Consider the following 24874-nt stretch of genomic DNA (forward strand, 5'->3'; position numbering starts at 1 on the left):
TTTGTGCTGTGTGTGTCCGCCGCAACCGGGGCACGCTCAGTTATAATTGCAACATTATTTCATTTTTCTTATCGGTCACCATTAGAGGGAGCGGCGGGTGAGTCACACAGTCATTCGGCAGCGTATGGGTCTATCGAGCTTCAGGCTTCTGGTGATTGCACTTGCCTTTGGTACGCTGGTTACGGGTTGTACCAGCACTTCTTCAAGCAGCGTTGGCGTGGTAGACCGCAATAATGCGGCACCCAAACGCCCGGTAGTGACCACTGGTCAGTATGTTGTCCGCCCGGGCGATACACTGTTCTCCATCGCCTTTCGTTATGGTTGGGACTACAAGGCGTTGGCCGCGCGCAACAGTATCGCGCCGCCCTATACCATTCGCCCTGGGCAGACGATTCGGTTTGATGGCCGTTCCGGTGGTGCCTCGGGTTCGGCATCCCAGACAGTGGTCAGCAGTTCGTCGTCGTCAAGCAAGACTACGGTTACGCGCCGTCCGGTGGGTACCCCGGCACCATCCACCAGCACGCAATCGAACGTTGCCAGTAGCACGCCTGCGCCTGTCCAGGTGCCGGCATCGGAGCGTGCAGTTGGCGGTTGGGCATGGCCAGCAAACGGCGTGTTGATTGGAAAATTTGCTTCAAACGGTAGTTTGAATAAAGGCATTGATATCGCCGGTGATTTGGGACAGCCTGTTTTTGCTGCGTCTGATGGTTCGGTGGTGTACGCCGGAAGTGGCTTGCGGGGCTACGGTGAGTTAGTAATCATCAAGCACAGCGATACCTACGTCAGTGCTTACGGTCATAACCGTAGGCTGTTGGTTCGGGAGGGGCAGCAGGTCAAGGCAGGGCAGACAATTGCCGAAATGGGGTCCACGGGTACTGACCGGGTCAAGCTTCATTTTGAGATTCGCCGTCAGGGGAAACCTGTAGATCCGTTGCAATTCCTGCCGCGTCGTTGACCTATTGTGCCTTGCCTGTTCCTTCGCGTAGTGGGGACAGGCTCCAGCGCTGCCAAGGATGAGGTGACGCTCGAGTCTGAGTTCGAACTCAGCAAAGGATTATAACAATGGCTCTCAGTAAAGAAGTGCCGGAGTTTGACATCGACGATGAGGTCCTCCTGATGGAGACCGGTATCGTTTTGGAAACGGATGTGGTGTCAGACGAACCTGCTGTATCTTCGGTTCGGACCAAAGCTAAACAAGGAACGTCTCTCAAACAGCACAAGTACATCGACTACACCCGAGCACTTGATGCTACTCAGCTTTACCTGAATGAAATCGGATTCTCACCCCTGCTTTCGCCCGAGGAAGAAGTTCATTTTGCACGTCTGTCGCAAAGTGGTGACCCTGCCGGGCGTAAGCGCATGATCGAAAGCAACCTGCGTCTGGTGGTAAAAATCGCCCGGCGTTATGTCAATCGGGGGCTTTCGCTGCTTGACCTCATCGAGGAAGGCAACCTGGGTTTGATCCGTGCTGTCGAGAAGTTCGACCCTGAACGTGGTTTCCGTTTCTCTACCTACGCCACCTGGTGGATCCGGCAGACCATCGAACGGGCGATCATGAACCAGACCCGTACCATTCGCTTGCCGATTCACGTGGTCAAGGAACTGAACGTCTACCTGCGTGCCGCTCGGGAGCTAACCCAGAAGCTCGATCACGAACCGTCGCCGGAAGAGATTGCCGGCTTGCTGGAGAAACCCGTTGGAGAGGTCAAGCGCATGCTTGGCCTTAACGAGCGAGTGTCCTCGGTGGATGTTTCGCTGGGGCCTGATTCCGACAAGACCCTGCTTGATACGCTGACTGACGATCGACCTACCGACCCCTGTGAGCTGCTTCAGGATGACGATTTGTCCCAGAGTATCGATCAGTGGCTCAGTGAGTTGACTGACAAGCAACGTGAAGTAGTGATTCGCCGTTTTGGCTTGCGTGGTCACGAGAGCAGTACCCTTGAAGATGTCGGCCTGGAGATTGGCCTGACCCGTGAGCGGGTTCGTCAGATCCAGGTTGAGGGGTTGAAGCGCTTGCGCGAGATCCTGGAGAAAAATGGTCTGTCCAGTGAGTCGCTGTTCCAGTAAGTGTGATGCATTGAAAAACGCCCCGACTGGTTCGGGGCGTTTTTGTTCGTGTTGGGATAACACAGGGCTGCTCAGCGTTGAAACATGTTGGTATGAGCCAGAGCCTACCAGTGTGTTGGTACTGTGCGTGTTGTTGTAAGTGATCGCTTACAGTGTGCGTAAGTTAAAGCTGTAGGCGCGAGTAAATGGTTGTCGATTTCTCAGTCGGCTTTTATTTATCTTATTGATAAATAAGGAATTTTATTTTTGCTTGGACAACCCTTAAGTCTTTTTTTGAGAGGTTTTGCCAGTTGCTCCGGGCGCCCCAGCGATTACTATCTTCCCTGTGTCCACGGATTTGGACACAGGCCTTCAAGGATGAGGGTCAAGGACATCGCAGGATGCGATTCATCAGGATGATGAAAAGGAATAAAGGGACTACGGAAAAAATGTGGGCGGGTTAAACCGCCCCTTTTTTTGTCCGCAAAAAAGAAAAAGGCCCCTGTAGGGGCCTTTTGCATAGAGCGAGAGCGTTTAGCGCTCCAGATCCTTGATCTTGCCTTTGACGCCGTCGAATTCCTCGGCATCGGGCAGTGCTTCTTTCTTCTCGGTGATGTTTGGCCAGATCTCAGCCAGCTCAACGTTCAGTTGGATGAACTCCTGCATATCCTCAGGCACTTCGTCCTCAGAGAAAATGGCTTGTGCCGGGCATTCAGGCTCGCACAGTGCACAGTCGATGCACTCATCCGGGTGAATGACCAGGAAGTTCGGGCCTTCGTAGAAGCAGTCCACCGGACAGACTTCTACGCAGTCGGTGTACTTGCACTTGATGCAGTTGTCGGTGACGACGAAGGTCATTTCTAATTTTCTCCTCAGGCGACGGCAGCACGGCCCTTCCAGACAGGGTCGCGAGGTTTGGTAGATGGCTGCAGACCAGGCTAATAATCTGCAGTGTCGCCAAACCGCGCGGGATTCTATCAGCTTGTGGGGCAGTGCGTTAGATCAGAGTCTTTAGTGTATAGAGCATTTCGAGCGCCTGACGAGGTGTCAGGTTATCAATATCGGTTTTGCTGATTTCCTCCAGCACCGGGTGCGGCAGGCTGGCGAACAGATCGCTCTGGTGCGGCACTGCTGGCGCGCCTCTACTGGCTACAGGCGCTGCGTCATGCGGCAGGCTTGCGGTTTCCAGGCGGCTCAGGTGTTCGCGGGCACGCTGAATGACCGGGCCAGGTACACCGGCCAGTTGGGCAACCGCGAGGCCATAGCTCTGGCTGGCAGGGCCAGGCAGTACATGGTGCAGGAACACGATGCGTTCGTTGTGTTCAGTGGCATTGAGGTGCACGTTGGCTACCAGCGGTTCGCTTTCCGGCAGTACGGTCAACTCGAAGTAGTGCGTGGCGAACAGCGTATAGGCACGCAGTTGCGCCAGACGTTCGGCCGCAGCCCAGGCCAGCGACAGGCCGTCGAAGGTGCTGGTACCGCGCCCGACTTCATCCATCAGCACCAGGCTGCGTTCGGTGGCGTTGTGCAGGATATTGGCGGTTTCGCTCATCTCGACCATAAAGGTCGAGCGGCCACCCGCCAGGTCGTCACTTGAGCCAATTCGGGTGAAGATACGGTCAACCAGTGACAGCTCGCAGCTGGCGGCTGGTACGAAGCTGCCGATGTGCGCCATGAGCACGATTAGTGCGGTCTGGCGCATGTAGGTGGATTTACCGCCCATGTTCGGACCGGTAATCACCAGCATGCGGGTGTTGTCATCGAGTGCCAGATCGTTTGCCACGAACGGCGTGGTCAGTACCTGCTCGACCACCGGGTGGCGCCCCTGATTGATCCGCATGCAGGGTTCGTCAACGAACGTTGGGCAGTTCAGATCGAGGTTCAGCGCGCGCTCTGCAAGGTTGCTCAGCACGTCCAGTTCGGCCAGTGCCGCTGCGGTGTCCTGCAGGGGGGGTAGATGGCTGATCAGGTTTTCCAGCAGTGCCTCATAGAGCATTTTCTCTCGCGCCAAGGCGCGGCTTTTGGCTGACAGCGCCTTGTCTTCAAAGGTTTTCAGCTCGGGCGTGATAAAACGCTCGGCACCTTTGAGGGTCTGGCGACGGATGTAGTCGGCAGGCGCCTGTTCAGCTTGCTTGCTGGGCAGTTCGATGAAGTAACCATGGACACGGTTGTAGCCGACCTTGAGGTTGGCCAGGCCGGTACGAGCCTTCTCGCGGGCTTCCAGGTCAATCAGGAACTGGCCGGCGTTCTCGCTCATCGACAGCAGTTCGTCGAGCTCGCTGTCATAGCCCGTCTTGAGGACGCCGCCGTCGCGGATTACCGCAGGTGGATTGTCGATGATCGCTTTTTGCAGCAGGTCAGCCAGCTCCGGGTAGGTGCCGGCGATAGCCGCCAGACGTGCCAGGTGCGGTGCCTCCAGCTCGGCCATTGCGTTTTGCAGCTCAGGCAATGCACCCAGCGCATCGCGCAGGCGAGCCAGGTCACGAGGGCGGGCATTACGCAAGCCGATCCGGGCCAGGATCCGCTCGATATCACCGATTTCCTTCAACTGCGGTTGCAGCTTTTCAAAGCGGTAGCCATCGAGCAGGCAGCGAATGGAGCTCTGGCGTGCCAGCAGTACCTTCAGGTCGCGCAGGGGGCGGTTCAACCAACGGGTCAGCAAGCGGCTGCCCATGGCGGTCTGGCAGCGGTCGATGACCGACTGCAGGGTATTGTCGCGCCCGCCCGCAAGGTTGACGTCCAGTTCAAGGTTGCGGCGGCTGGCGCCGTCAAGCACGACGGTATCGTCCAGCCGTTCATGTTTGAGGCTGCGCAGATGGGGCAGGGCGGTACGCTGGGTTTCCTTGGCGTAGCCGAGCAGGCAACCGGCGGCACCGATGGCCAGGGTCAGCTTCTCGCAGCCAAAACCTTTGAGGTCTTGGGTTGCGAACTGCTGGCACAGGCTCTTGCGGGCGGAATCACGGTCAAAGTCCCAGGGCGCGCGGCGCCTGGCGCCACGACGCTTCTCGGCAGGCAAACCCTGTGGCCAGTCGTCCGGGATCAGCAGCTCCACCGGGTTGATCCGTTCCAGCTCAGCCAGCAGGTTCTCCCAGCCTTTGAGTTCCTGGACGGTGAAGTTGCCGCTGGTGATATCCAGGACAGCCAGGCCGAACAGGCGCTCATCGCCCAGCACGGCAGCGATCAGGTTGTCACGGCGTTCATCGAGCAGCGCTTCATCGCTGACCGTGCCCGGTGTGATGATGCGCACGACCTGGCGCTCGACCGGGCCTTTGCTGGTTGCCGGATCACCGATCTGCTCGCAGATCACCACCGACTCGCCCAGCTTCACTAGCTTGGCCAGGTAGCCTTCTGCTGCATGGAAGGGGATACCGCACATGGGGATTGACTGGCCCGCTGACTGCCCGCGGGCAGTCAGGGTAATGTCCAGGAGTTTTGCGGCTTTCTTCGCATCTTCGTAGAAGATTTCGTAGAAATCGCCCATGCGGTAGAACATCAGCTGGTCTGGGTGCTGGTTCTTCAGCTTCCAGTATTGCTGCATCATCGGGGTGTGTGCGGAAAAATCGGAAATTGCTTTATTCATCAATAGGTTAGCTGATAGTTGGCTTCGGCGCTGGGGCAATTTTGGGGCATTTCAACCATTAGTCTGCCCTTTGCTGATATTTCTGCCAGGCAGCAGTCTTGAGCTGTGCAGGGTACCACGAGGCGTGGCTTCTTGTGAGAAGTCGAAGCACCCTCTGGGGCTACAGAAGACAGGATCTCCTGATTGACCTGAGGCTTGACTACTGGCTTAATGCCGACCTATGCCTCTCTCTTGCTCGCTGCAGGATAACCACCCACTGCCTTCTTAGAGAAGGCAGTGGGTGGTTATCCTGCACGCCGATGCACTTTATGGCTTGTTTCTAGATTTCGTTTACACTTCACCTCAGATGTGCGTCTCGGTGAAGGGTTGACCGCGCTGATCAGGATGATCAGCTTCAGGGGGATTGATGCCTGTTCAGCTCACGATTGCTCACAATATTACCGACCAGATTAATCTGCTCGCGAGTCGCGAGGAGCATTCTGAGTTCGAATTGCGGCGCATCAGACGAGAGATTGAGCAGCTCAAAGGTGTTGATGCCTGTCAGTACTATATGATAATGGGCATGTTTTACTCCGTTGTGGGTGATAAAGCAGAGTCGATAAGTAATCATGAAAAATCATTGAAACTTTCTTCGGAAACGATTTTTCTCGAAAACTATGCTTTTTCACTTAAGCGGTTAGGTGCAGGTCCTGAGGCATTGCAAATACTTCTTCGGGCATTTGATGCGGCCCCCACGGAAGAGGTCCTTGAAGAGGTTGCGCATGCAATGATTTATACTGGCGATTTAAATGAGTTTGAGCGGACGTTACAACGTTTTGCAAGAGCTAACCCAGATAAAGATCCGGCCAGCTCAAGCTCGGTGAGTTATATCGTTAGCCTTCAGGGGAAATTGGCTAGAGCCAAGGTTTCTTATCAAGACTTAAAGTTGAGTATGGATCTCGTACAGGATCTAATTTGGCGCAAGGGTTACAGGAATGCCATCGAGGCCATAAATTTTGATACTGGAAGCTTCGATGATGTTCCGCACGTTGATGTCAGTATTAAATTGAAAACCCGGTCTTGCGATGCATTGTTTGAAATCAATGAAGGTATAGCTGAAGCTATGGCCGGTGCTGAGCACATTGAGGCCTGGAATAGGTTGGTCTTCACGGTATGTGATTGGCACGGAACCCCAGAAGAACATAATGTGGCTTAAGGACTAGTCTAGCTCATGACTATTAGTTACAAGGACTTTCTCGTCTACGCCGATGGCGCAATCAAGATCGAAGATTGTGAATTTAGCCGTCGCAACTCGATGTCGCGCTCCTACTATGCTGTGTATCATGCTGCCTTGGAGTATGGCGATTCTGTAAGTGTTCCACCGGTAAGTGACTTTTCGGGGCCTACTCATAGGAAGCTTTCTAAGTTCTTCGAAGATAACATGCAGGCTGATAAGCCACTTCGTCTGAAGCTTCGCAGGCTTGGTTATTCCCTGAAGCAATTGCATCAAGGCCGCTGTGATGCTGATTACGAAATCGATGAAACCATAAGCCAGTTAACAGCGCGAGACCATCTCGCGCGCTGTGAATCGCGGCTTAAGGAGTTTGAAGAGTTGCTTTCATCTGCGGCTGCTTGAATTCTGCCTTCAAACTCTTCCAGATTCGTTCTAGCTCAAATGAGGATTCGCTGTCTATCCACTTGGCGTATACCTCTACAAGCATTGTGAAGTCCTTGTGCCCCATCTGTTTGGCAATGAAAGCTAAGTTTCCTCCAGCAGTAAGGCACCAGCACGCATAGGTATGTCGGGTTTGGTATGGTCGGCGCGGTCGGATTCCCGCTCGGCGCTGGATCGTGGCCCACTTAGTGTTCCATGCCGTCGACACAAACCAGTGGTTGATGAGCTTCTTCCTGGCCTGGGTTGTTGGTGATAGTAGGGGGGTGACCAACTCGTCTCTGCTCTCATGTCGGTTGTGGTAGACCTTGATATGCTGTTTCGGGTGATCAGCTACCAGTCCCAGCAAAGTGCGGCATGCTTCCAGCGCCGGGGGCATCAGCAAGACTGAGCGTGGTTTACCGGTCTTGGGTACTTTGAAGGTTTTGTCGGCGGTGATTGCACGGGATATGTGGATCTGCCCGGTGGTAAGGTCGACATCTTCTGCAGCTAGCGCGCACATTTCCCCGGGTCGAATCCCGGTGTAAACGGCTAGCGTGACTGCTGCAACATCCTGTGGGTGTAGGCACCCCTTACTGATCAGCTGTTCAAACTCATCCTGTGTCAGCGGATCTGGATCTTTGTCACTCATTGCGAAGCGAGTACAGGCAGCGGCTAGGCCTGCTTTGCAGTAGCGGTTGCTCTCGCACCAGGTGAGGAACCCGGCGAAAGTTGCGAGGTAGTGGTTGCTCGTTGACGGTGCACGGTCAGCGATCAGCTTCGTTCGCAGTAACTGGATATCCTCGGGTAGCAGTACTCCGGCGAGGCGGTCTGCGCCGATCAGGTCCACGCAGATGTCCAGTGCATAGCCGTACTTCTCTTCTGTCATCGGCGTGATATCCACAGCTTTCAGCGGCTTGTATCGGGCCACGAGTGCGGATAGGCGTTCATCCTTTGCTGTGCTGTAGTTATTGGCGTGCTTGGAGTTTGGGAAGTGCCGGCCATAGTCGAACGTCCCTATTTTGATTTCATGAAGAATCGCCGCCCTGAGTAGGGCGGCATGCTTGATGTTGGCTTTGGTGATAGGGAGTCCTAAGGACTCCCGGCAACGAATGCGGCGCCACATGAACACGACGCGTAAATTGCCGCCGTGTATCTCGATGCCTTTATGCTTTGCCAGCTCGATCTCTAAGCCGCTTCCTGCGGTGCGCTCTCTGCCCACTTGTCGTACTCCGTCATGTTGATTGCAATGCGTCCATCGGGGGCTTTGCGCCAGATCCGGCCCTGTGCCCAGGTGCCGTCTTTGACCTTGTGCCTGATGGCATCCTCGCTGTACCCGGTGAGTTCGGCTGCTCGTTTGATCATTACCCAGCGCGGAAGGCTCATGCGTGTCTCCCCAATGCTCGTTTCGCGTTCACGTTGGCCATGTAGGCGGCCCATTTTTCGCTCTCGCGCTGTTGGCGGATCTGGCTGCATTTTGTGTGTCGTCGGGTCGACCTGCCCTGGCCGCAAACATCGCAGATGGCAGGCAAGTCGAGGCTGTGCGAGGCCATGGGCGGACGGGTGCGAGTGGTTTGCTGGTTGGTCATGGGTGCGCCTCGTCGTCATAACTCACTGCTTCACTACCATTGTCCAAAGCGGCTAGGGCGGCCTCGTCAAGCATGCGGTGCATCGAGTTTGTGCCCTGTTCGTCCTCGCGCTGCAGCTCGTGGATGATTTCCTTTACCATCAGCGGCCCGTTGATGACGCTGATCGGCGAGCCGGCTTCGTTGGCTGGCCACTGCGAGGAGCATGTGACAGCATGGAGCAAGCACTCGGTGGTAATACGGATCACCAGTTGGTCGCCCTCGACCGCCACTACCGGCAGGATGTTGTTGTCGGGCGAACCGCCCTCGGCGTTTACCTGGCGGTGGCGCTCGATTTCTGCGATCAACTCCAAAGTCACCGCTGGCGGCATCGCCATGCCGTAGTCGTTGAGTGCTACGTAGTCGTACTGATCGCGTTTCGCCGCTGTGGCGAGCGCCTTCAGCTTTAGGATATCGACGCTCATGCCTTGGTCTCCCGCTTGATGATGAAGCCCGCTGCTTGGCGGATCTTGGAGCATTTGTCGTGGCCGCCCTTGCGAGTCCGTGCTTTGCCGCACACGTCGCAGATGATGGACATGGCTGGTCGTACCAGCGGCTGCATTCCCTTTGCTGTCCGGACTGCCGGTTGATAGGTCGTCGTGGTGTTCACAGCGAATACCTCTCATGGGGGCGGCGGGCTGTAGGGCTCAGTACAAGAGTCGGTGCATCGCTGAGGCTGTTAGCAGTCGGTAACGTGCCAGTTGCGCGCTGGCCGGTTGTCGCGTGCTGATGCAGGGCTATGAGGGAGGCGGCAAGTACAGCAGCCAACAGCAGGCTGATCAGTTGCCAGGTGCGTACCGGGTTGATCATGGTGTCACCCCTCCATTGCCCTCGCGGCTCGGGAACAGCGAGTGTCGGGCATGCTGCAGCAGTTCCTTTTGAGAGACGGGGCGCAGTAGTTGCTCGCCATTACGCATGGCTTCCAAGCGACTCGCGTACAGCCCGGCCTGGCCGAGCCAAGCGGCGGCGCTGTGTTCTGCGTCGGAAACCGGGCAGTCGTTGGTTTCTGGGCGGGGGGCTTGGGTCTGTCGGCGGCACTTCTTGCAGCTGTGCAGTTCATCGCCGTCCAGCTCGACGCACTCCCAGCGATGAGCGTTGTTGGTCATGCGGCCTCCTGCTGATAAAGATCGATCAGGTCTTTCGCGTTGGCGGCGATCAGGTCTTCCGCTTCGTCGGGGCAGACGCTGTTGCCGATCAAGCGGATCTGGTCAGTGTTCTTGATGGGGCGCCACTCCAGCTGCCCGGTTTCCGGGTTCTCGAACAGGCCGCGATCAAGGATGTAGTCGGGGCTGAAGCCCTGGGCGAGCTTTAGCTCGGGGGCCTTGAGCATGCGCAGGGTGAAGTCGACCAGGGCGTGTTCGCCCAGCAACACCACGTCGACCGGCTCGGGGAAGTGTTCCGGCAGGTACTTGTGCAGGAAGCGGGCGCACTTGCGGGCTTTCTCCATCAGTTCGGGCGGCAGGATCGCGGCGGGCACCTGGATTATGGTGACCAATGCCATGCGTTCCTTGGTCGGCAGGGTGTGCATAGGTTCGCCCATGCCTTGCCATTGGCCGCCCGTTCCGTAGTACTTCACCAGGTACGCAGAGGCCAGGCGTTGATTGGTGCCGCGTCCGAGAATCGTGCTCAGTGGCGCTTTGGCTGCTCGGCCATCACCCTTGTAGAATCCGCCGTTCGCCTGCTCGAAGTGGCATGCTGCGACCGCGTGGTGACCGCTGTTGGTGGTAAGGGCATTGACGGGCTGGCCCATGCCGTTGCCGATGGAGCCTTTGCGCAGGGTGATCATGGAGGCGGTGACCAGAGCCTGCTCGCCTCGGTTGGCGCCGGTGATCGTGCGGGTCGCCTCGGTCATTGGGTAGCCCGAACGGTCCCCGTGATGGGTCAGGTGAGTGAGGTGTGCTGCAGCCAGGGCGAAGTGGCCGCCCTTGATCTGCGCAACCTGAGTGCGCAGCGGCTCGGTGGCACTGAACGTCCGCTGAGTGCTCGCGTTAGCAAATTCGGTAAGGCTCGCCGCTGCCAGCTGTTGCTCGTCCAGTTGGAGCACGAATGGCTGCTCAGCCATGACGGTATGGCGCCAGAAGCCCTTGGCTACGCGGCGGCATGTGTTGTCCACCAGCGGTCGTTTTCGGGTGAACAGGCTTTTGCCCAGGTCGGTGAAGTCAATGCACTCGGCGGCGGTTCGCCACGGCAGTTGGCCCGGCTTGGGGTTCTCGTGTCGTTTCGGTTTCGTCCACACGATGGGACGGCCATCGGTGCGGCCGATGAGAAACAGACGCTTACGGATGGTGGGTGATCCTGCGTTCGAAGCGCGGCGCTCACGCCATTGCACTTCGCAACCCAGTCCGCGCACCAAGGCGTCTGTTGGCACCCACTGGCCGATGCAATCGATGATCTCGCCCATGTCCGGGTGATCGGCTGCGAGGCCGGTGGTGAGGCAGGCGACGAAAGCCTTGAAGGTGCGGCCCATGTCCGACTTGATCGGCTTGCCCTGGTCGTCCAGTGGGCCCCAGGCCTGGAACTCTTCGACGTTTTCCATCAGGAACAGGCGTGGGCGGGTCGCGTAGACCCAGCGAACCACGACCCAAGGTAGCGAGCGCACGCTCTTACTGCGTGGGGCGCCGCCTTTCGCCTTGCTGAAATGGCGGCAGTCTGGCGAGGCCCACAGGATGCCGACAGGTTGACCGCCGGTCGCCTGCAGTGGGTCGACCTCGTAGATGTCGCTGATGTAGTGGCGGGTGTTGCGATGGTTCGCTCGATGGACTGCGATAGCGACTGGGTTGTGGTTGATGGCCACGTCGGGATCGCGGTAGACGCGGGCCCCGCCACTGCTGGCCCCGCCGGCACCGGCAAACAGGTCCACATAAAGCTCGCGCTGGAAGGGCAGGGCGTGTTGCTGTGCTCCCGCCAAATTGATCTGTTGGGCTACCGTCATGCTGCTTCCCCTGCCTTCGCGGCGCTGGCCGGGGTAGTGCGAAGCTGTTCGTGAATGCGCCGAGCAAGGGCCTGGATGCTGAGGCGTTCGTTGTGGGCCCTGACGCACCAAGGTTCAGTCCCCTTTGCCGTTTCCCATGTACGTTGTGCGAGCTGCAGGGTCTCTGCTGCTTTGGTCAGTTGCTCATGGTCGAGTTTGGTCACCGCGAGCCCGGTGTAAGACATGATCCGGGCTTCCAGCTCGGCGATCACATCGCGGCGGGCGTTCATGGCCTGGGTGAAATTCTGCTTCGCGTCCTCAAGCTCCGTGACTTTGTCGGCCAGGGTCTTTTCTAGTGCTTTGATGTGGTGATTGTTCACTGCTTGCCATGAGACCTTTCCAGCTGTCAGGCCGTTCTCGAAGGCGCGGCGTCGGGCGACACTGAACAGGAACGGCAGGATCGCAAGCGTGAAGAGCCACAGGGTGGCCAGTGCGAGGATGTAATTTTGTTGCATGTGCTGTGCTCCGTTTAGGGTGCCCGCCGCCGTGATCTTTGGTGAGAGGTCGGCGGCGGGCGATGGTGTTATTTGCCTACGCTGAAGGTGCCCAGGGTGAGGGTGGCTGCGCCGCCGACTTCCTGGCTGAGGACTGCTTTGAACTCTTGGGCGATTTCTTCCTGCTGCACTTCCTTGCCGACCCAGCGGAGCTTGAGCGCGGGTTTGTCGCCGCCAGTCAGGATGCTGAGCTTGAGGGTAAAGGTGCGCTCGCCCAGGCCTTCATAAGGAGCGAAGGTGAAATGCAGGGCGTCGATGCGGATGTCATCGCTGGCCGCTTCGATGCTGTCCATGGCGCTGCGTGAGGCTCCGAAGTTGTGTTCGGAGTGGTTCGCGGCGGAACTTGCCTTGATGGTGATGTTGCGCACAGCGTTCACAGCCGCGCCGATGGCGAGCTGGGTGCCGGTATCTTGGATCGCGGTCAGGCTGGCGTGCCAGTCTTCCATCCATTCGGCCAGCTCGCGCTGAGTGAGCTGCTTGCCGGCGATGGCAGTCAGCGCCTGGTAAGCGGCGGTTGGCTTCAGCGCCAGTTTGGCCAAGTCGTCGCCATGGCCCGGCAGGGTTGAATCACCCAGGTTGAAGAAGACAGTGCAGCTCATGCTGTCCTGATCGACAAAGCCTCGAGCGGTGGTCTCCGAGGATTGCGCCAGCACGTAGTCTGCGAAGTCGTGAAGGCTATTGGTGTTCAGCATTCCGCGGAAACGCGACCGATTCAGTTGGAGGTGTTCCAGGCTGCGGACCTGAACGTTATCCGGTAGGGCGACTACGGGCACATAAGTCATCGGCAATTCTCGCGCTGCTGCTGCGTTGTCGATGATCAGTTCAAGGGTGTCTTTGTTCAGGGACATCGGGTATTTCCTTTTTGGTGAGAGGTTTTGGTGCAGCTCGGGGCTTAAACTTCGCGGGCCTTGACCGGGGCTTCGTCGCGGGTAAACAGCTGCGCGGTCGGGTCTGTCTGGAACAGGGTCAGCCCTTGAGCAGTTACGTAAAGCGGGGTGTCCAGGGTGGTGTCTTCGCGGCGTTTACCACGCTTGGTGGGCTCGACAAAGTCCAGGGTGTGGCTGATGGCGACTTGGTTGCTCTGGCCGATCTGTTTGATCTTGAGCTTGATGGTCACTTCCCCGACTTTGCTATGGTCAACAACGCCGGCGGCAACGTCCGAGAGGGCGCGGCCAATCTGCTGGCTGAATACGCCAGCATTGAGTGAGTTGAAAAAGTCGTTGGTATCAGTTGCTTTCATGTGCTGTGCTCCTGGTGAATGCCCCTGTAGGCCGGGGCCGCCGTCATGCTGCTTGCTGTGCCTGTGCATCTAGGTAGGCGGCAAGGTCATGCAGATAAACCACAGGCTTGGCGCGTGCCGAGCCGTGCAGCTTGGTGAGCTTGAGTTTGATCCGGCCTGCCCTGATCTCGTCCCGCAGATGGCGATCGGTTCGGATGTGCGGAAAGTAGTGCTCCCGAATAGCGGTCAGAGTTGGGCAGGGCGTTGTCCATTGGCGGCGTAGCTGATTAAGCGTGTCGCTCATGGGGTCTCCCCACGCCCCTCAGTGGGCGGCAGCAACTTGAGGCGGATCAGTTCTGCCAGCCCCTCTTTGGTCTTTCCTGATGCGGCTGCGCAGACTTGCCCATTGGCATCTGCTACCACTGCGCCCAGAGGGAACTCTGGCGAGTTGGTTGGGGTGACGTAGGCAACCTGGCCTTCAGCGATCACCTGTTCGACGCAGCGAAAGGCTTCGATCAGCTCTACCGCTGCTGGGGGAATACCCTCCAGCAGTGTTAGGGCCTCAGCAGCGGCGCCGGTCAGAGTGGCGCGACTGATCACCGTAGGGTGATTGAGGAACATGGGTACCAGCTTCAGGGCACCGACTGCAGAGGTGATAGCGTTTTGGCTCATGCCACGTTGTCCTTGCTCTGTTGGGTCACTTCGAGGCCGAGTTGCTTGGCGAGCCAGGCAACGCCTTTCTCTTTCACGATGACCACGCTGTAGTGGCTGAAGGTGTTGATGCTGGGGTTCCAGCGGCTGCGTGCGTCGACGTACAGGTAACCCCGATCCCGGTGCTTGCTTGCAAGCTCGCCGGATTGGGTCAGGATGCCGATTTCACGCAGACGTTTACGGAATGTCCGTGGCTTCAGGCCGAGCAGGGAGGCGGTCGCGTCGAGGGTTCGGTTCATGGCTGTTCCTCACGCTGCAAAGCGCTGAGCGCGTTTAGCCAGCACATGCACGAACTCGTCGATCTGGCCGTACAGGTCCTCCAGCGAACCGATGTTGTGTAGCACCAGGTCGTTGTCCTGAATGCCGATACCCAGTTCGCTGCTGTGAGGATTGACCTCTGGAGCGTCAGGGCGGATCAGGTGAATAACTACGCCTCCACGCTTGCGGACAAACTCGGCTTCATTCTCGAAACGCAGATCGCTGATGACGAAGCCCGATGCGGTGTCATACGTTTCAGCCAGGAATGCGAGATTTTGTTCTGCGACCAAGAGCCAGAGTTCCGGGTGGACCAAGTTGCGGCCCCACTCTGTGCCGATGGATTGCATCAGCTCGCGTGGCGATTTGCCGAGCCAGCCAATCGACTGCTCCTTGCGATCACCATCAAAGTCGCATGGGCTCAGGTTGAAAATGTTCATCAGGCCGTCACGCAATGGGTCGGCGAACGCGTATGCCTGGAGATTGTGAGTGTTGACCAGGTGCTTTGCTGCGGTGTCTTTGCCGGAACGGGCGCGGCCAGCCAGGCCAATCAGAAGTTTGGTCATGCTGCGTCACCCCCGAATGGGGCGCCGGTGGCATTGCTGGTTTTTACGGCTTGGGCGCGGCCCTTGGGGGAGGTGATGATCATCAGGCCGGTGCGGCGCTGGATAGCCTCAACCGCTGCGCGGGAGCTGCAGGCGGCTGGATGCAGGTACACCTGGCAGGGTGTGCTGTGCTGTGTGGAATTCATGTCACGTACTCTGTGGTGAGGGGGTACGCGACAAAATTAGTGCCACTGCTTTATTATGTCAACAGTGATACTTATATTTTGGTGCAAAAATTAGGGCGCTGCTCGGCGCCCTATGGTTACAGTAGTACGGAATACCAGAAAACCTTGCCGATTACCTGAATGTGAGACTCCACATAGTCGCCATCGTAACGCTCGTCTGGATGCTCATCGGAGTTGTAACTCCGCAGACGTAGGCCACCACCAGGCATCCTATAGAGCAGCTTCACGCGCAATTGGCCGTCATGATTGATAGCGTACATTTTGCCGTCCTGAACCTGAGTCGCTGCGGTATCTACTCCCACAGTACTTCCGTCAGGCAAGACGGGCTCCATGCTATTGCCGGTAACCGGGACGCAACCGGCAGATGCAGGGTCGATCTGCTTTCTTTGCAGCGTCCGTTTACCAAAGCGCAACTTACGGCCATTTGTCTCCAGCATAACCTCTGAACCCTTACCAGCTGACAGCTCGACTTCCTTGAAAAATGGCAGCTCTACTTCGTCGCTACCGAGCGGCGTGCTGTCGTCCCAAACCTCGATTGGAATGAGTTCTGGTCCGATCTGGGGGTTGGATGCTTCACCGATACTTGGGGCAAAACTATCGTGTGGGGCTCCCAGTACTGGCATGCGTGCGAGCTTTGCCAGGCGTGGGCTGACTTCGTCAATCTGGAAATTTAGATATGCGGCGAGTCGATACAGGGCGCTAATGTTCAGTGGGATTTTGCCATTCATGTACTGGCTCACCACGCTCTGACCAGCCCAACCACAGGCATCTGCAAGCTTCTCTTGGGTTAGAGAGGGATCCTCACGCTTTTTAGCCTGATAGATCGCCTTGAGGCGCGCAGCTTCAGCGCTTCTTATTTCTGGTGTCGGAGTAAGCAGGTCGTAGGTCATACCATCAAATTTATAAGCGAAGCTTATTTTAACCAAACAGTAGGGCTGATTTTTCGCTTGCGACAAGAAAGAAGTAACACTAATATCTATTGCTGGCAGCCTTTCGAGGACGTAGGTATGAGCAACGAGATTGGTATTCCCCTTTGCGAGTTCGCCAAGGGTAGAACGCAGCCAGAGCTTGCTGCACTCCTGTGTGTATCGCAAAGCGCGGTATCACAGATGATTAACTCGGCTCGCGACATACGGATCAGAGTCAACGATGCTGGGGAGTGTACGGCCGTGGAAATACGGCCCATTGGAAATCGCAAAAAAACAAATGCTGTTTAAAAGACGCCGGGCCGGGACCCTCTCACCACAAGATCATCCCGGCCCAGCTACGACGACACACAGCACATGCACATCGGTCGTAGTCATAGGATAGGGCGTGCCCGCTTTTATGGCTACACCGTAAACAGGGGATTTACGGTTATGAGTCGCACAGACCTACTGCCGGACGCTGGTCCGGTCCTGTCTTTGCGTCAGGCGCTTTATCGTGCCGGGCGCGACTTCAAGGGCGGTGTTACCGCTCTTGCCTTTCAAATGGTGATCGACAACGACGCCTTGCAGAAAAAGCTGAAGCTCGATGAGGAGCGCCGGTGGCTCACCCCAGATGAACTGGAAGAGGTCATTCGCCTGACGGCTGATCCGCGACTGCTGGATGCACTTGTGCGCCCGGCTGGTGCTGTGTGGTACCGCCCGGTACCAGTGCCTGCGACCCATGAGGCTCTGAAGGCCGTAGGCAGACTGCTGGAAGAGGCAGGTGAGTTTGTTGCCAGCATGCACGATGGTGCAGCCGACAAACGATGGGAGCAGCACGAAGTGCTCGACCTTGAGCAGCGCGGTATGGATGTGATTCGCGAGGTGCTTGGCATCATGGCCGGTGCACGCAAATCGATGGAGGACCGTCTCAATGGCTGACATCGCTGATCTGGCCAATGAACAGGCCGACTACCACTTGCAGGTCGCGCTGGGGCGCCACAAGCGCCAGGGCGCCAAGCCAAGTGCAGATTTCTGTGTGGATTGCGATGATTCCATTCCGTTGCGTCGTCAACAGTCTGTGCCTGGCTGTGAAACCTGCATCAGTTGCCAGGAACTGCGGGAGCGTTGCAGATGACTGAGCGCAATGGAATGCCTGTATCTGCTTGGGCTCGTCGTTACATTGAAACATTCGGTCTTGCGTTGGTACCGATCGAACCAGGCGAGAAGGGACCTAAAGGCAAAGGTTGGAACCAGCCAGGTGGCTACATCACCGATGCTCAGGCCGCTGAGGCATTCTGGCAAGACAACCCTTCGCATAATCTTGGTGTCGTACTGGGGCCGAGTCGGGTCTGTTCCCTAGACGTCGACGACGTTGAATGGACCCGCTTTGTATTGCGTGAACAGCTGGGGATGGATCTGGATGCGCTTGCGGAGGCTCACCCTACGGTGGTGGGCAACCCGGCGCGTTTTCGTGTGTTGTTCCGAGTACCCGACGGCATTGATCTCAACCGTCATTCCTTGAGTTGGCCCAATCAGAGTGATCCCGATGGGTCGATATGGAAAGGGCTGATGGCCCAGGCTAAGGCCGCGAAGGATGCTGGTGATCTTGAGCGCGAAGCTGTAATGCGGGCAGCTGCGGATCCTTTTAAAAAGTTCACTGTGCTCGAGCTGCGGGCAGGCCTAGTTCAAGATGTCATGCCGCCCTCAATTCATCCTGGTACCGGTAAGCCTTACACCTGGCGAAACCCGCCAAAGCCAGAGGGGCTGCCGGACTTGCCGTCCGATCTGTTGGCGATCTGGCAGGGGTGGGACGAGTTCAAGCGTGGCGCAGAGGCAGTTTGCCCGTGGGTGTCCAGCGCTGCGTCAATGGCGAAGCCCGCAGTTACAGAGCCTCACCGCCCAGCCCCTCGCAGCGGTCGTGAGCTGCCCAAAGTGATCGAAGAGTTCAATCGTTCCCACGACATTGAGTCGCTGATCACTGCGCATGGCTATACACGCCACGGTGCCAAGTGGTTGTGTCCTCACAGCAGTAGCGGTCTGCCCGGGATCACCATTACCGATGGAAAGCTGTACTCCCATCACAGTTCAGACCCGCTGGCCAACGGGCATCAAAACGATGCTTTTGATGTGTTTTGCGTGCTCGAGCATGGCGGTGACGTGCAGGCTGCAACCCGCGCTGCTGCTCGCATTCTCGGGTTGAATGCTCCGGTTCGAGTGCCTGCGCAGCCACCAGTTGGCGAGCTTCCCCGCGCCCCATCTGACGACAGCGAACCCGGCGCGGGCCGCTCCTCTGGCAATGGGGGCGCGGGGGAGGGTGATGCTCTAGGTATCGAACAATTGCGCCGCCGCTTTGCCTTGGTCGAGGGAACCACTCATGTGTGGGATCTGGATAAGGCCAAGGTAATGAAGAAGTCGGGCTTTGAGGCTCTGGTCGGTAAGGCTTTGGCCAAAGAGTGGATCGAGCGGCAGGACAAAAGACTGATTTCGCCTGATCAGGTACAGGAGTTCGAGCAGGCGCGGCGCATGACCACCAAGAAGGGCGGTGCGCTGCAGATGTCGCCGATCGACAGGTACGTCTATATCGACGGTACCAAAGATGTTTGGGACCGAGAAAAGAAGCGCCGTATCGCTGAGGGTGCTGTCAAGATGGCGTTAGGTGATGCCTATGCGCTATGGCTGAACAGTGCGGAGAGGCGGGTTGTGGATGTCGACCATATCGTCTTCGACCCAACTATGACCAAAGACCCGAACCTCTACATCAATACCTTCGAGGGGCTGCCTCTTGAACCTGTGAGAGACGACGCAGCCTGTGAGAACTTGCGCTGGCTGATTTCGTTCCTTTGTAACAATGACGAGCGGGCCACCGAGTGGCTGACCAAGTGGCTTGCATACCCATTGCAGCACTTGGGCGCCAAGATGGACACCGCTGTATTGATGCACTCCATCATGGAGGGCTCCGGTAAGAGCCTGCTGTTCGCTGATGTATTTGGTGCCCTTTATGGGCAATACGCCGCGACCGTCGGACAGACGCAGTTGGAAGGCAGTTTTAACGCCTGGCAGAGCCGCAAGCTTTGGGCTGTGTTCGAGGAAGTTGTCAGCCGCGACCAGCGCTACAACCAAGTCGGCAAGATCAAGCACATGATCACCGGCAAGACGGTGCGGATGGAATCGAAGTTCATCAATGGCTGGGAAGAGTCCAACCACATGAACGCTGTCTTTCTGAGCAATGAGATCCTGCCTTGGCCGATCAGCGACAGCGACCGGCGCATGCTGGTGATGTGGCCCACGGAAACCTTGCCTGTCGAACGACAGAAAGCCATTGGGCATGAGTTGGCGAATGGTGGGGTGGCTGCGTTGTATGGCTGGCTGCTGAGTGTCGACATTGGCGATTTTAACCAGCGCACGCGGCCACCCAAGACTGAGGCGAGGGAGCGTTTGGTTGCGCTGAGCCGGGCTGCTTGGCAGACCTTTCTGCACCTCTGGCGGTGTGGTGATCTGGGGCAGGGCCTGTGGGGCAGTTGCACCACTTCGGACTTGTACGCGCTGTTTCTTGAATGGTGTCAGCGCAACAAGGAGCATTCGATGAGTCAGACGAAGTTCTCTCTGTTCATCAGCTCGGTCGTGGAAAAGACGCGGCCCATTCCCTGGACCGATGGCAACAACAGAAGGTTTGCCGCGTTCTTTTTCCCTGATGACCCCGAGGCTTCCCTGCCCCCATCACTGACAGCGGCCGACCTGGGCGAGGCGGTCGTTAAGTGGCGCGCCAAGGCAAGACTGGCTGGGTGGAATGTCGACGGCTGGGACCATGTTAAGGGGCTGGCAGCATGATCACGACTGCATGTGTGGCGGGTGTGTTGGGTTTGTGTTGGGCGGATTATCTATGGTCAACACAGGCCAAGTCCGCATTTTATGCGGGTTGCCGGGGTGGTGTTGTGGGTGTGTTGGGTTTGTCGTCGCGCACGCGCATGCGCGTTATTTTTGAGCGTAATAAACAGGTGAAAAATAATCCCCATGCGAGCCAAGAAAAACCCAACAAACCCAACACACTAAACACAGAGCCTCTGAAGCCATTGAAATCACTGGTGTTCGGTTGTGTTGGGTTTGTGTCGGGTAGTGCTGTTTTGTGTCGGGTACAGGTTTTATGGGGGATTCAGGGATGATTTACGACATCGAGAGCTTGATGCGGCATTGGGGCGAGCAGCACGCCCGGCTCGGCCACGAAGCCAGCCTGGGCAGCCAGATGGGCGCGATCATGGACTGGAAGGGCAGCGCGCCGCGTGGCACGCCAGGTACTCGTCCACTCCTGGGTGGCGGATCGGGAATGGACTACGCAGCAGCCGAGGTTGATGCGGCTGTTGCTGAGTTGGAGCGCCGCGATGAGCGCGGGCAGAAACTGGCGCACCTGGCCCGACTCCGTTACCGCCATAGCGTGACGGTGCGTGAACAGATGCAAGAAATTGGCCTGGCTGAAGGGGCGGACCGCACTTATCGCAATTGGGTTCAGGCGCTACACCAACAGGTCGTGGTGATCCTGATGGCTCGGCAAGGTGTGGTTCGCGGCTATACCGTTCGTCGGAGTGATATGCGTCAGAGTTGCGCCAAAGTTGCGTCAAAGTCGCGTCGAAGCGAATGACCGATAACTGCCTCTTTTCGGTTTTTCCGGTAGGGGGTAAAACGTCGCCACGATATGCGAATTGCGCTTAGGCGCTCCCCAGGCACTGTGCTGTGCAAACCCGCCCCGAGTTGTCGGAGCATCGAGAACCCTGCCATCTGGCGGGGTTTTCTTTTTCCGGCGCCGTGCATTCGACCTATGAGGCCCTCATGACCAATGAGCAACAAGCGTTAATCGAAATGCCAATCTGGATGGTCGTCGTGCTGTCCCTGGTTGGCGGCGTGTCCGGTGAAATGTGGCGGGCTGACAAGGCAGGTGCAAGGGGCTGGGGCTTGGTGCGACGCATCGCGTTGCGGTCAGGTGCCTGCATTGTCTGCGGCCTGTCGACCATCATGCTCATGTACTCCATGGGCGTGTCGATTTGGGCGGCAGCATCCATTGGTTGCCTGACGGCAATGGCCGGTGCCGATGTCGCCATCGGGCTTTACGAACGCTGGGCCGCCAAGCGGCTGGGCGTTTGCGATTTGCCTCCATCGAACGGCGGCGCTGGCCAGTGAGCCGGCCAGCAACCCGCCAAGGCCGGGGACCCTGGCGCTTTTTCGGGGGTACGGGGTCGGAAACCCGCGGGACTTTGTTAGCGGCAGGTTCACCAGCTTAGTGAACTGCGGTGAACTGGTGAACTCCCCGTGTTTATTGGGTGAACTGGACTATCCAACATGACCGTTATCAGCAAATCTGAATTTGCGGCACGGCGCGGCTGGGCGAAATCCTACGTTTCCAAACTGGCCAAGCAGGATCGGCTGGTGCTGACGGCTGATGGCAAGGTTGACCTGGAGGCTACCGAAGCCCTGCTGGCTGAATCGACCGATCCCAGCAAAGCGGCCGTTACGGCTCGGCATGAAGAGGCACGCGTTGATCGTGACGTGCGCAGTCAGTTGCAGCCGATCGCCGAAACACCTGCGGTGCCAGCAACCAGCAAGGGCCCGGACTTCCAGAAGGCCCGCGCACACCGCGAGTACTACCTGGCCCAGTTAGCTGAGGCCGAATTTCACAAAGTGCAGGGCAACCTGGTCGAGCGAGTCGCGGTCGAACAGGCCGCTTACACCGCTGGGCGCACGGTACGCGACCTGATGTTCGGGTTGTCACCGCAATTGGCGCCTGAGTTGGCCGCGATGAGCGACCCCTGGCAAATCGAAAAACACCTGACGGGCGCATTCCGCCGCGTCTTTGAGGACGCTGGACGAATGATCACCGCCGACCTTGAACAAGCCATGACACAGAGCTGAGCCTATGCCCACTGGATACGCAGACGGTGCAGAGGTGTACCGCGATGCGTATTGCCGTGGGCTGCAGCCCGACCCTGAGCTCTGGGTCGATGAGTGGGCGGACGAGTACATGCGGATCCCGCGTGATACTGGTGCCGCCGAGCCCGGCCAGTACCGCACGGCGCGAACACCTTATGCCCGTGAACCTATGCGCTGCTTGTCACCAGCCCACCCGTGCAAGCGGGTGGTGACCATGGTCGCCTCGCAGTTGATGAAAACCCAGATCGCCTTGAACTGGATCGGCGCGCTGATCCATATGTCGCCGTCGAACATCCTGACGCTGCTGCCCAGCCTGAGCCTGGCCAAGCGGGTGTCGGCGCGGATCGGCAAGACCATCAAGGCCACCCCAGTGTTGCGGGAACGTGTTGCTTCACCGCGTTCGCGTGACTCGCGCAACACCATGGACACCAAGGAGTTCGAGGGCGGCTCGCTGTATGCCACCACGGCTGGTTCAGCCGCTAACCTCGCGGAACTCTCGGCGCGCTATGTCTACGGTGACGAGGTGGACCGCTGGGACGTGGACGTCGATGAAGAGGGCGACCCGATCGAGCTGGCCGAGACCCGGGGCAGTACCTTCGGGCGCAATGCCAAGTTCTACTTCTCCAGCTCGCCAACCATTAAGGGCGCCTCGCGGATCGCCGACCTGTTCGAGGTCAGCGACCAGCGTTACTACTACGTGCCATGCCCAACTTGTGGGCACATGCAGACTCTGGATTGGGAGCGCCTGTTGTACTCGCCGGACTTTCGTACGGTGCATTACCAGTGCGCAGGCCCTGATTGCGACGTGCTGATCGAAGAGCACCACAAGGGTGACATGCTCGCCCGTGGTGAGTGGCGATCGCATGCCGACGGCGATGGTGAAACGGTGGGCTTTCACCTCAATGCTTTGTACGCACCGCTGGGCTGGCAGGATTGGGCGTCGCTGGCCAAGCAGTATGAGAAGGCCAAGAAAGCCCAGGACCGTGGCGACCTTGAACCCATGCAGGTGTTCTACAACACCCGACTGGCCAAGGTCTGGGACAGTGCTCAAGAGCAGACCAAAGCCGATGTACTCCAAGCCCGTGCGCTGCAGGAAGACTTCGTGCTGGGTACGCTGGCTGTTGGCGTGTTGTCGCTGACTGCTGCGGTCGACGTCCAGGCCAACCGCTTGGAGATGATCGTCATTGGTTGGGGCATTGGCATGGAGCGCTGGGTGGTCGATCACCAGGTGATCATGGGCGACCCCTCGGACGAACGCACCTGGTCAGCGCTGGACGAGAAACTCAAGGAGCGCTATCGCCACCCTTGTGGCGTCAGCCTCGCAATTCTCGCTACGGCGGTCGACTCCGGTGGTCACCACACCCACGAGGTGTACCAGTTCTGCCGGATTCGTCGTTGGCGCAACATCTTTGCGGTGAAGGGCGCGAGCAAGTCCGGCAAGCCGGTGATTGCCCAGCGCCCGTCGTTGGTCGACGTGACCTGGAAGGGCCAGACCGAACGCAATGGCGCTGAGCTCTGGATCGTCGGTACCGACACCGCCAAGGACTGGATCTATAACCGCTATGTCGTCGAGTCGGGACCAGGTGCATTGCACTTTGCCAAGGACCTGCCAGAGGACTTCTTTGCGCAATGCGTGGCTGAGCGGAAAGTTGCCCGGTACGTGAAGGGCTACAAGCGCATCGAGTGGGTCAAGGGCAAGGCGGATCGCAACGAAGCGCTCGACTTGATGGTGTACAGCCTGGCCATGGCGCATTACCTGGGGCTGCACCGCTACGGCGAGCACGACTGGGACCGGCTCCGGCAGGCACTGGCGCAGGCCAGCCTGTTCGATGACGTGGTCCAGGCCAAGCCAGTGGCTGCGGAGCGTGTCCCGGACGACGAGCCTGCTGCACCACAGCCCGCTCCAAGTCCGCCACCGGTGGCGGCCGCGGCTAGCCCGCCACCACGTCAAACATCGCAACCCATGCAACGCCGCGCTTCAACCAGCGGCTATCTGAAGAGACGTTGAGTCAGGAACTCAGCCCCAACACTGGGCTGATGATTCGTGCACCAATCCCCAGGGCTTGGCCGACCAGCCCTCTGAGCGCTTCGCGACCCTCTTCTTTGGCGGTGTTCGCTAGTTGCTCACCGATTGAAGTCTTCGAACTGACACTGTCTGGAACCGCCTTGAGCACCTCAAGGCCTTTGGCAGTTAGGACCGCATCCTCAATTCGGAGATAGGGGTATGGCTTGCCTTTCAAATAGCCCGCCTCAATGAGCCAAACCGCAGTTGCGATAAAAAACTCAGCCTCTGGGGTAGACACTTCCATTCCGTGTTGCTCGCTGAACCGCATAGCGTCATCAACGAAATCCTCCGCCATCAGGTACTGGGGGATAGGAAAACTTTGGTACAGCGCGGCGAAAATTTTGCCGGTGATGTCATCGAACTTCTCGATATTGGAGACAGCCATGTCACAAAACTCCGAGTCAAAAATGGAAAAGATCAAAGCCGCTGCCGAACTGCAGGGTGAACTGCGGCGTGTGATTGCGGACCAGCTTACTGGAAGGATGGACTGGGTCCGGGCACGCACTTATTGGGGCTTGCGGCTACCTGCTACGTCAACGGACGAGCTTGCAGAAGCACTGGCCCACGTCCTGGCAGGCGGTAGTTTCCGTCAAGAAATCAATTCACGGAACCAGAATTTCCTCTGACTTCGCGTCGCGTGCAGGACAATTTTGTGAGAGAT

General features: G+C 57.9%; 33 protein-coding genes. 14 read left to right on the top strand and 19 right to left on the bottom strand.

From position 1 onward, the window contains the following. The first annotated feature begins 97 nt into the window (after positions 1-97). Both IE038_RS13425 and rpoS read left to right on the top strand, forming a co-directional pair. Positions 98-955 carry a peptidoglycan DD-metalloendopeptidase family protein gene (locus IE038_RS13425; RefSeq protein ID WP_163939863.1) on the top strand — a complete coding sequence of 286 codons (858 nt, stop codon included), beginning with the start codon at positions 98-100 and terminating at the stop codon, positions 953-955. A gap of 107 nt (positions 956-1062) precedes the next feature. After that, positions 1063-2070 (top strand): RNA polymerase sigma factor RpoS, encoded by a 1008-nt coding sequence (gene rpoS / locus IE038_RS13430; RefSeq protein ID WP_189395764.1) that lies wholly within the window; start codon positions 1063-1065, stop codon positions 2068-2070. Between the two features lie 513 nt (positions 2071-2583). On the opposite strand, the gene fdxA is transcribed toward rpoS, so the two are convergent. Both fdxA and mutS read right to left on the bottom strand, forming a co-directional pair. Then, entirely contained in the window at positions 2584-2907 is a 324-nt protein-coding gene (gene fdxA / locus IE038_RS13435) for a ferredoxin FdxA (RefSeq protein ID WP_163939625.1), read from the bottom strand. Between the two features lie 139 nt (positions 2908-3046). Further along, on the bottom strand, positions 3047-5617 hold the full coding sequence (gene mutS, locus IE038_RS13440; protein WP_189395780.1) for a DNA mismatch repair protein MutS: 2571 nt from the start codon (positions 5615-5617) through the stop codon (positions 3047-3049). Between the two features lie 418 nt (positions 5618-6035). Between mutS and IE038_RS13445 the strand changes: the two genes are divergently transcribed. Together IE038_RS13445 and IE038_RS13450 are read left to right on the top strand one after the other, a co-directional pair. Then, entirely contained in the window at positions 6036-6824 is a 789-nt protein-coding gene (locus tag IE038_RS13445) for a hypothetical protein (RefSeq protein WP_189395765.1), read from the top strand. Between the two features lie 15 nt (positions 6825-6839). Beyond that, the gene (locus IE038_RS13450; RefSeq protein ID WP_163938175.1) at positions 6840-7244 is read left to right on the top strand and encodes a hypothetical protein; all 405 of its coding nucleotides are present in this window, start codon (positions 6840-6842) and stop codon (positions 7242-7244) included. Here IE038_RS13450 and IE038_RS13455 read toward each other — a convergent pair. From IE038_RS13455 to IE038_RS13530, 16 genes are all read right to left on the bottom strand, one after another. Beyond that, positions 7204-8481, bottom strand: coding sequence for a site-specific integrase (locus IE038_RS13455; RefSeq protein WP_189395766.1), 1278 nt, complete (start codon positions 8479-8481; stop codon positions 7204-7206). The two genes, IE038_RS13450 and IE038_RS13455, sit on opposite strands and share 41 nt — an antisense overlap. After that, positions 8448-8645 carry an excisionase family protein gene (xisR, locus tag IE038_RS13460; protein ID WP_099773751.1) on the bottom strand — a complete coding sequence of 66 codons (198 nt, stop codon included), beginning with the start codon at positions 8643-8645 and terminating at the stop codon, positions 8448-8450. The genes IE038_RS13455 and xisR overlap by 34 nt, the downstream gene beginning before the upstream one ends. Positions 8646-8844: 199 nt before the next feature. After that, the gene (locus IE038_RS13465; protein WP_163938173.1) at positions 8845-9309 is read right to left on the bottom strand and encodes a hypothetical protein; all 465 of its coding nucleotides are present in this window, start codon (positions 9307-9309) and stop codon (positions 8845-8847) included. Beyond that, positions 9306-9494 carry a hypothetical protein gene (locus IE038_RS13470; RefSeq protein WP_163938151.1) on the bottom strand — a complete coding sequence of 63 codons (189 nt, stop codon included), beginning with the start codon at positions 9492-9494 and terminating at the stop codon, positions 9306-9308. Before IE038_RS13470 ends, IE038_RS13465 begins: the two co-directional genes overlap by 4 nt. Continuing rightward, a complete protein-coding gene (locus IE038_RS13475) occupies positions 9491-9694 on the bottom strand; it encodes a hypothetical protein (RefSeq protein ID WP_189395767.1) in 204 nt (67 codons plus the stop codon). Before IE038_RS13475 ends, IE038_RS13470 begins: the two co-directional genes overlap by 4 nt. Then, positions 9691-9990, bottom strand: a complete 300-nt coding sequence (locus IE038_RS13480) for a hypothetical protein (RefSeq protein WP_229775661.1) — start codon at positions 9988-9990, stop codon at positions 9691-9693. Before IE038_RS13480 ends, IE038_RS13475 begins: the two co-directional genes overlap by 4 nt. Further along, on the bottom strand, positions 9987-11816 hold the full coding sequence (locus IE038_RS13485; protein ID WP_163938170.1) for a DNA cytosine methyltransferase: 1830 nt from the start codon (positions 11814-11816) through the stop codon (positions 9987-9989). Before IE038_RS13485 ends, IE038_RS13480 begins: the two co-directional genes overlap by 4 nt. After that, complete coding sequence (locus IE038_RS13490) at positions 11813-12310, bottom strand: hypothetical protein (protein WP_163938168.1); 498 nt, start codon at positions 12308-12310, stop codon at positions 11813-11815. Before IE038_RS13490 ends, IE038_RS13485 begins: the two co-directional genes overlap by 4 nt. Positions 12311-12378: 68 nt before the next feature. Further along, complete coding sequence (locus tag IE038_RS13495) at positions 12379-13197, bottom strand: DUF2303 family protein (protein WP_163938165.1); 819 nt, start codon at positions 13195-13197, stop codon at positions 12379-12381. A gap of 44 nt (positions 13198-13241) precedes the next feature. Next, a complete protein-coding gene (locus IE038_RS13500) occupies positions 13242-13589 on the bottom strand; it encodes a YfdP family phage-associated protein (protein WP_099774320.1) in 348 nt (115 codons plus the stop codon). A 43-nt stretch (positions 13590-13632) separates the two neighbouring features. Further along, on the bottom strand, positions 13633-13872 hold the full coding sequence (locus IE038_RS13505; RefSeq protein WP_099774321.1) for a pyocin activator PrtN family protein: 240 nt from the start codon (positions 13870-13872) through the stop codon (positions 13633-13635). Continuing rightward, positions 13869-14240, bottom strand: coding sequence for a hypothetical protein (locus IE038_RS13510; RefSeq protein WP_163938163.1), 372 nt, complete (start codon positions 14238-14240; stop codon positions 13869-13871). Before IE038_RS13510 ends, IE038_RS13505 begins: the two co-directional genes overlap by 4 nt. Further along, complete coding sequence (locus IE038_RS13515; RefSeq protein WP_163938181.1) at positions 14237-14479, bottom strand: hypothetical protein; 243 nt, start codon at positions 14477-14479, stop codon at positions 14237-14239. The genes IE038_RS13510 and IE038_RS13515 overlap by 4 nt, the downstream gene beginning before the upstream one ends. A gap of 48 nt (positions 14480-14527) precedes the next feature. Next, positions 14528-15100: a deoxynucleotide monophosphate kinase family protein gene (locus IE038_RS13520; RefSeq protein WP_163938160.1), complete on the bottom strand. Its 573-nt coding sequence runs from the start codon at positions 15098-15100 to the stop codon at positions 14528-14530. Continuing rightward, positions 15097-15285 carry a hypothetical protein gene (locus IE038_RS13525; protein WP_163938157.1) on the bottom strand — a complete coding sequence of 63 codons (189 nt, stop codon included), beginning with the start codon at positions 15283-15285 and terminating at the stop codon, positions 15097-15099. Before IE038_RS13525 ends, IE038_RS13520 begins: the two co-directional genes overlap by 4 nt. A 116-nt stretch (positions 15286-15401) precedes the next feature. Then, positions 15402-16214 carry a LexA family transcriptional regulator gene (locus IE038_RS13530; RefSeq protein WP_189395768.1) on the bottom strand — a complete coding sequence of 271 codons (813 nt, stop codon included), beginning with the start codon at positions 16212-16214 and terminating at the stop codon, positions 15402-15404. Between the two features lie 117 nt (positions 16215-16331). Between IE038_RS13530 and IE038_RS25480 the strand changes: the two genes are divergently transcribed. From IE038_RS25480 to IE038_RS13575, 9 genes are all read left to right on the top strand, one after another. After that, positions 16332-16541: a helix-turn-helix domain-containing protein gene (locus tag IE038_RS25480; RefSeq protein ID WP_163934014.1), complete on the top strand. Its 210-nt coding sequence runs from the start codon at positions 16332-16334 to the stop codon at positions 16539-16541. 141 nt (positions 16542-16682) lie between these two features. Continuing rightward, complete coding sequence (locus IE038_RS13540; protein ID WP_163934018.1) at positions 16683-17171, top strand: phage regulatory CII family protein; 489 nt, start codon at positions 16683-16685, stop codon at positions 17169-17171. After that, positions 17164-17367: a TraR/DksA C4-type zinc finger protein gene (locus tag IE038_RS13545; protein ID WP_163934021.1), complete on the top strand. Its 204-nt coding sequence runs from the start codon at positions 17164-17166 to the stop codon at positions 17365-17367. The genes IE038_RS13540 and IE038_RS13545 overlap by 8 nt, the downstream gene beginning before the upstream one ends. Further along, positions 17364-20060 (top strand): bifunctional DNA primase/polymerase, encoded by a 2697-nt coding sequence (locus IE038_RS13550; RefSeq protein ID WP_189395769.1) that lies wholly within the window; start codon positions 17364-17366, stop codon positions 20058-20060. Before IE038_RS13545 ends, IE038_RS13550 begins: the two co-directional genes overlap by 4 nt. Continuing rightward, entirely contained in the window at positions 20057-20392 is a 336-nt protein-coding gene (locus tag IE038_RS13555) for a hypothetical protein (RefSeq protein WP_163931495.1), read from the top strand. Before IE038_RS13550 ends, IE038_RS13555 begins: the two co-directional genes overlap by 4 nt. Next, a complete protein-coding gene (locus tag IE038_RS13560; protein ID WP_229775663.1) occupies positions 20389-20865 on the top strand; it encodes a hypothetical protein in 477 nt (158 codons plus the stop codon). The genes IE038_RS13555 and IE038_RS13560 overlap by 4 nt, the downstream gene beginning before the upstream one ends. 188 nt (positions 20866-21053) lie before the next feature. After that, positions 21054-21401 (top strand): phage holin family protein, encoded by a 348-nt coding sequence (locus IE038_RS13565; protein WP_163931498.1) that lies wholly within the window; start codon positions 21054-21056, stop codon positions 21399-21401. 159 nt (positions 21402-21560) lie between these two features. Next, on the top strand, positions 21561-22130 hold the full coding sequence (locus IE038_RS13570; protein WP_163931489.1) for a terminase small subunit: 570 nt from the start codon (positions 21561-21563) through the stop codon (positions 22128-22130). A gap of 4 nt (positions 22131-22134) precedes the next feature. Continuing rightward, positions 22135-24156, top strand: a complete 2022-nt coding sequence (locus IE038_RS13575; RefSeq protein WP_163931486.1) for a phage terminase large subunit family protein — start codon at positions 22135-22137, stop codon at positions 24154-24156. A gap of 1 nt (position 24157) precedes the next feature. On the opposite strand, the gene IE038_RS13580 is transcribed toward IE038_RS13575, so the two are convergent. After that, positions 24158-24598: a hypothetical protein gene (locus tag IE038_RS13580; protein WP_189395770.1), complete on the bottom strand. Its 441-nt coding sequence runs from the start codon at positions 24596-24598 to the stop codon at positions 24158-24160. Between IE038_RS13580 and IE038_RS13585 the strand changes: the two genes are divergently transcribed. Then, positions 24597-24839: a hypothetical protein gene (locus IE038_RS13585; protein ID WP_163931481.1), complete on the top strand. Its 243-nt coding sequence runs from the start codon at positions 24597-24599 to the stop codon at positions 24837-24839. The two genes, IE038_RS13580 and IE038_RS13585, sit on opposite strands and share 2 nt — an antisense overlap. Positions 24840-24874 lie beyond the last annotated feature (35 nt).

This window comes from Pseudomonas laurentiana (assembly GCF_014648275.1).
Classification (GTDB): domain Bacteria; phylum Pseudomonadota; class Gammaproteobacteria; order Pseudomonadales; family Pseudomonadaceae; genus Aquipseudomonas; species Aquipseudomonas laurentiana.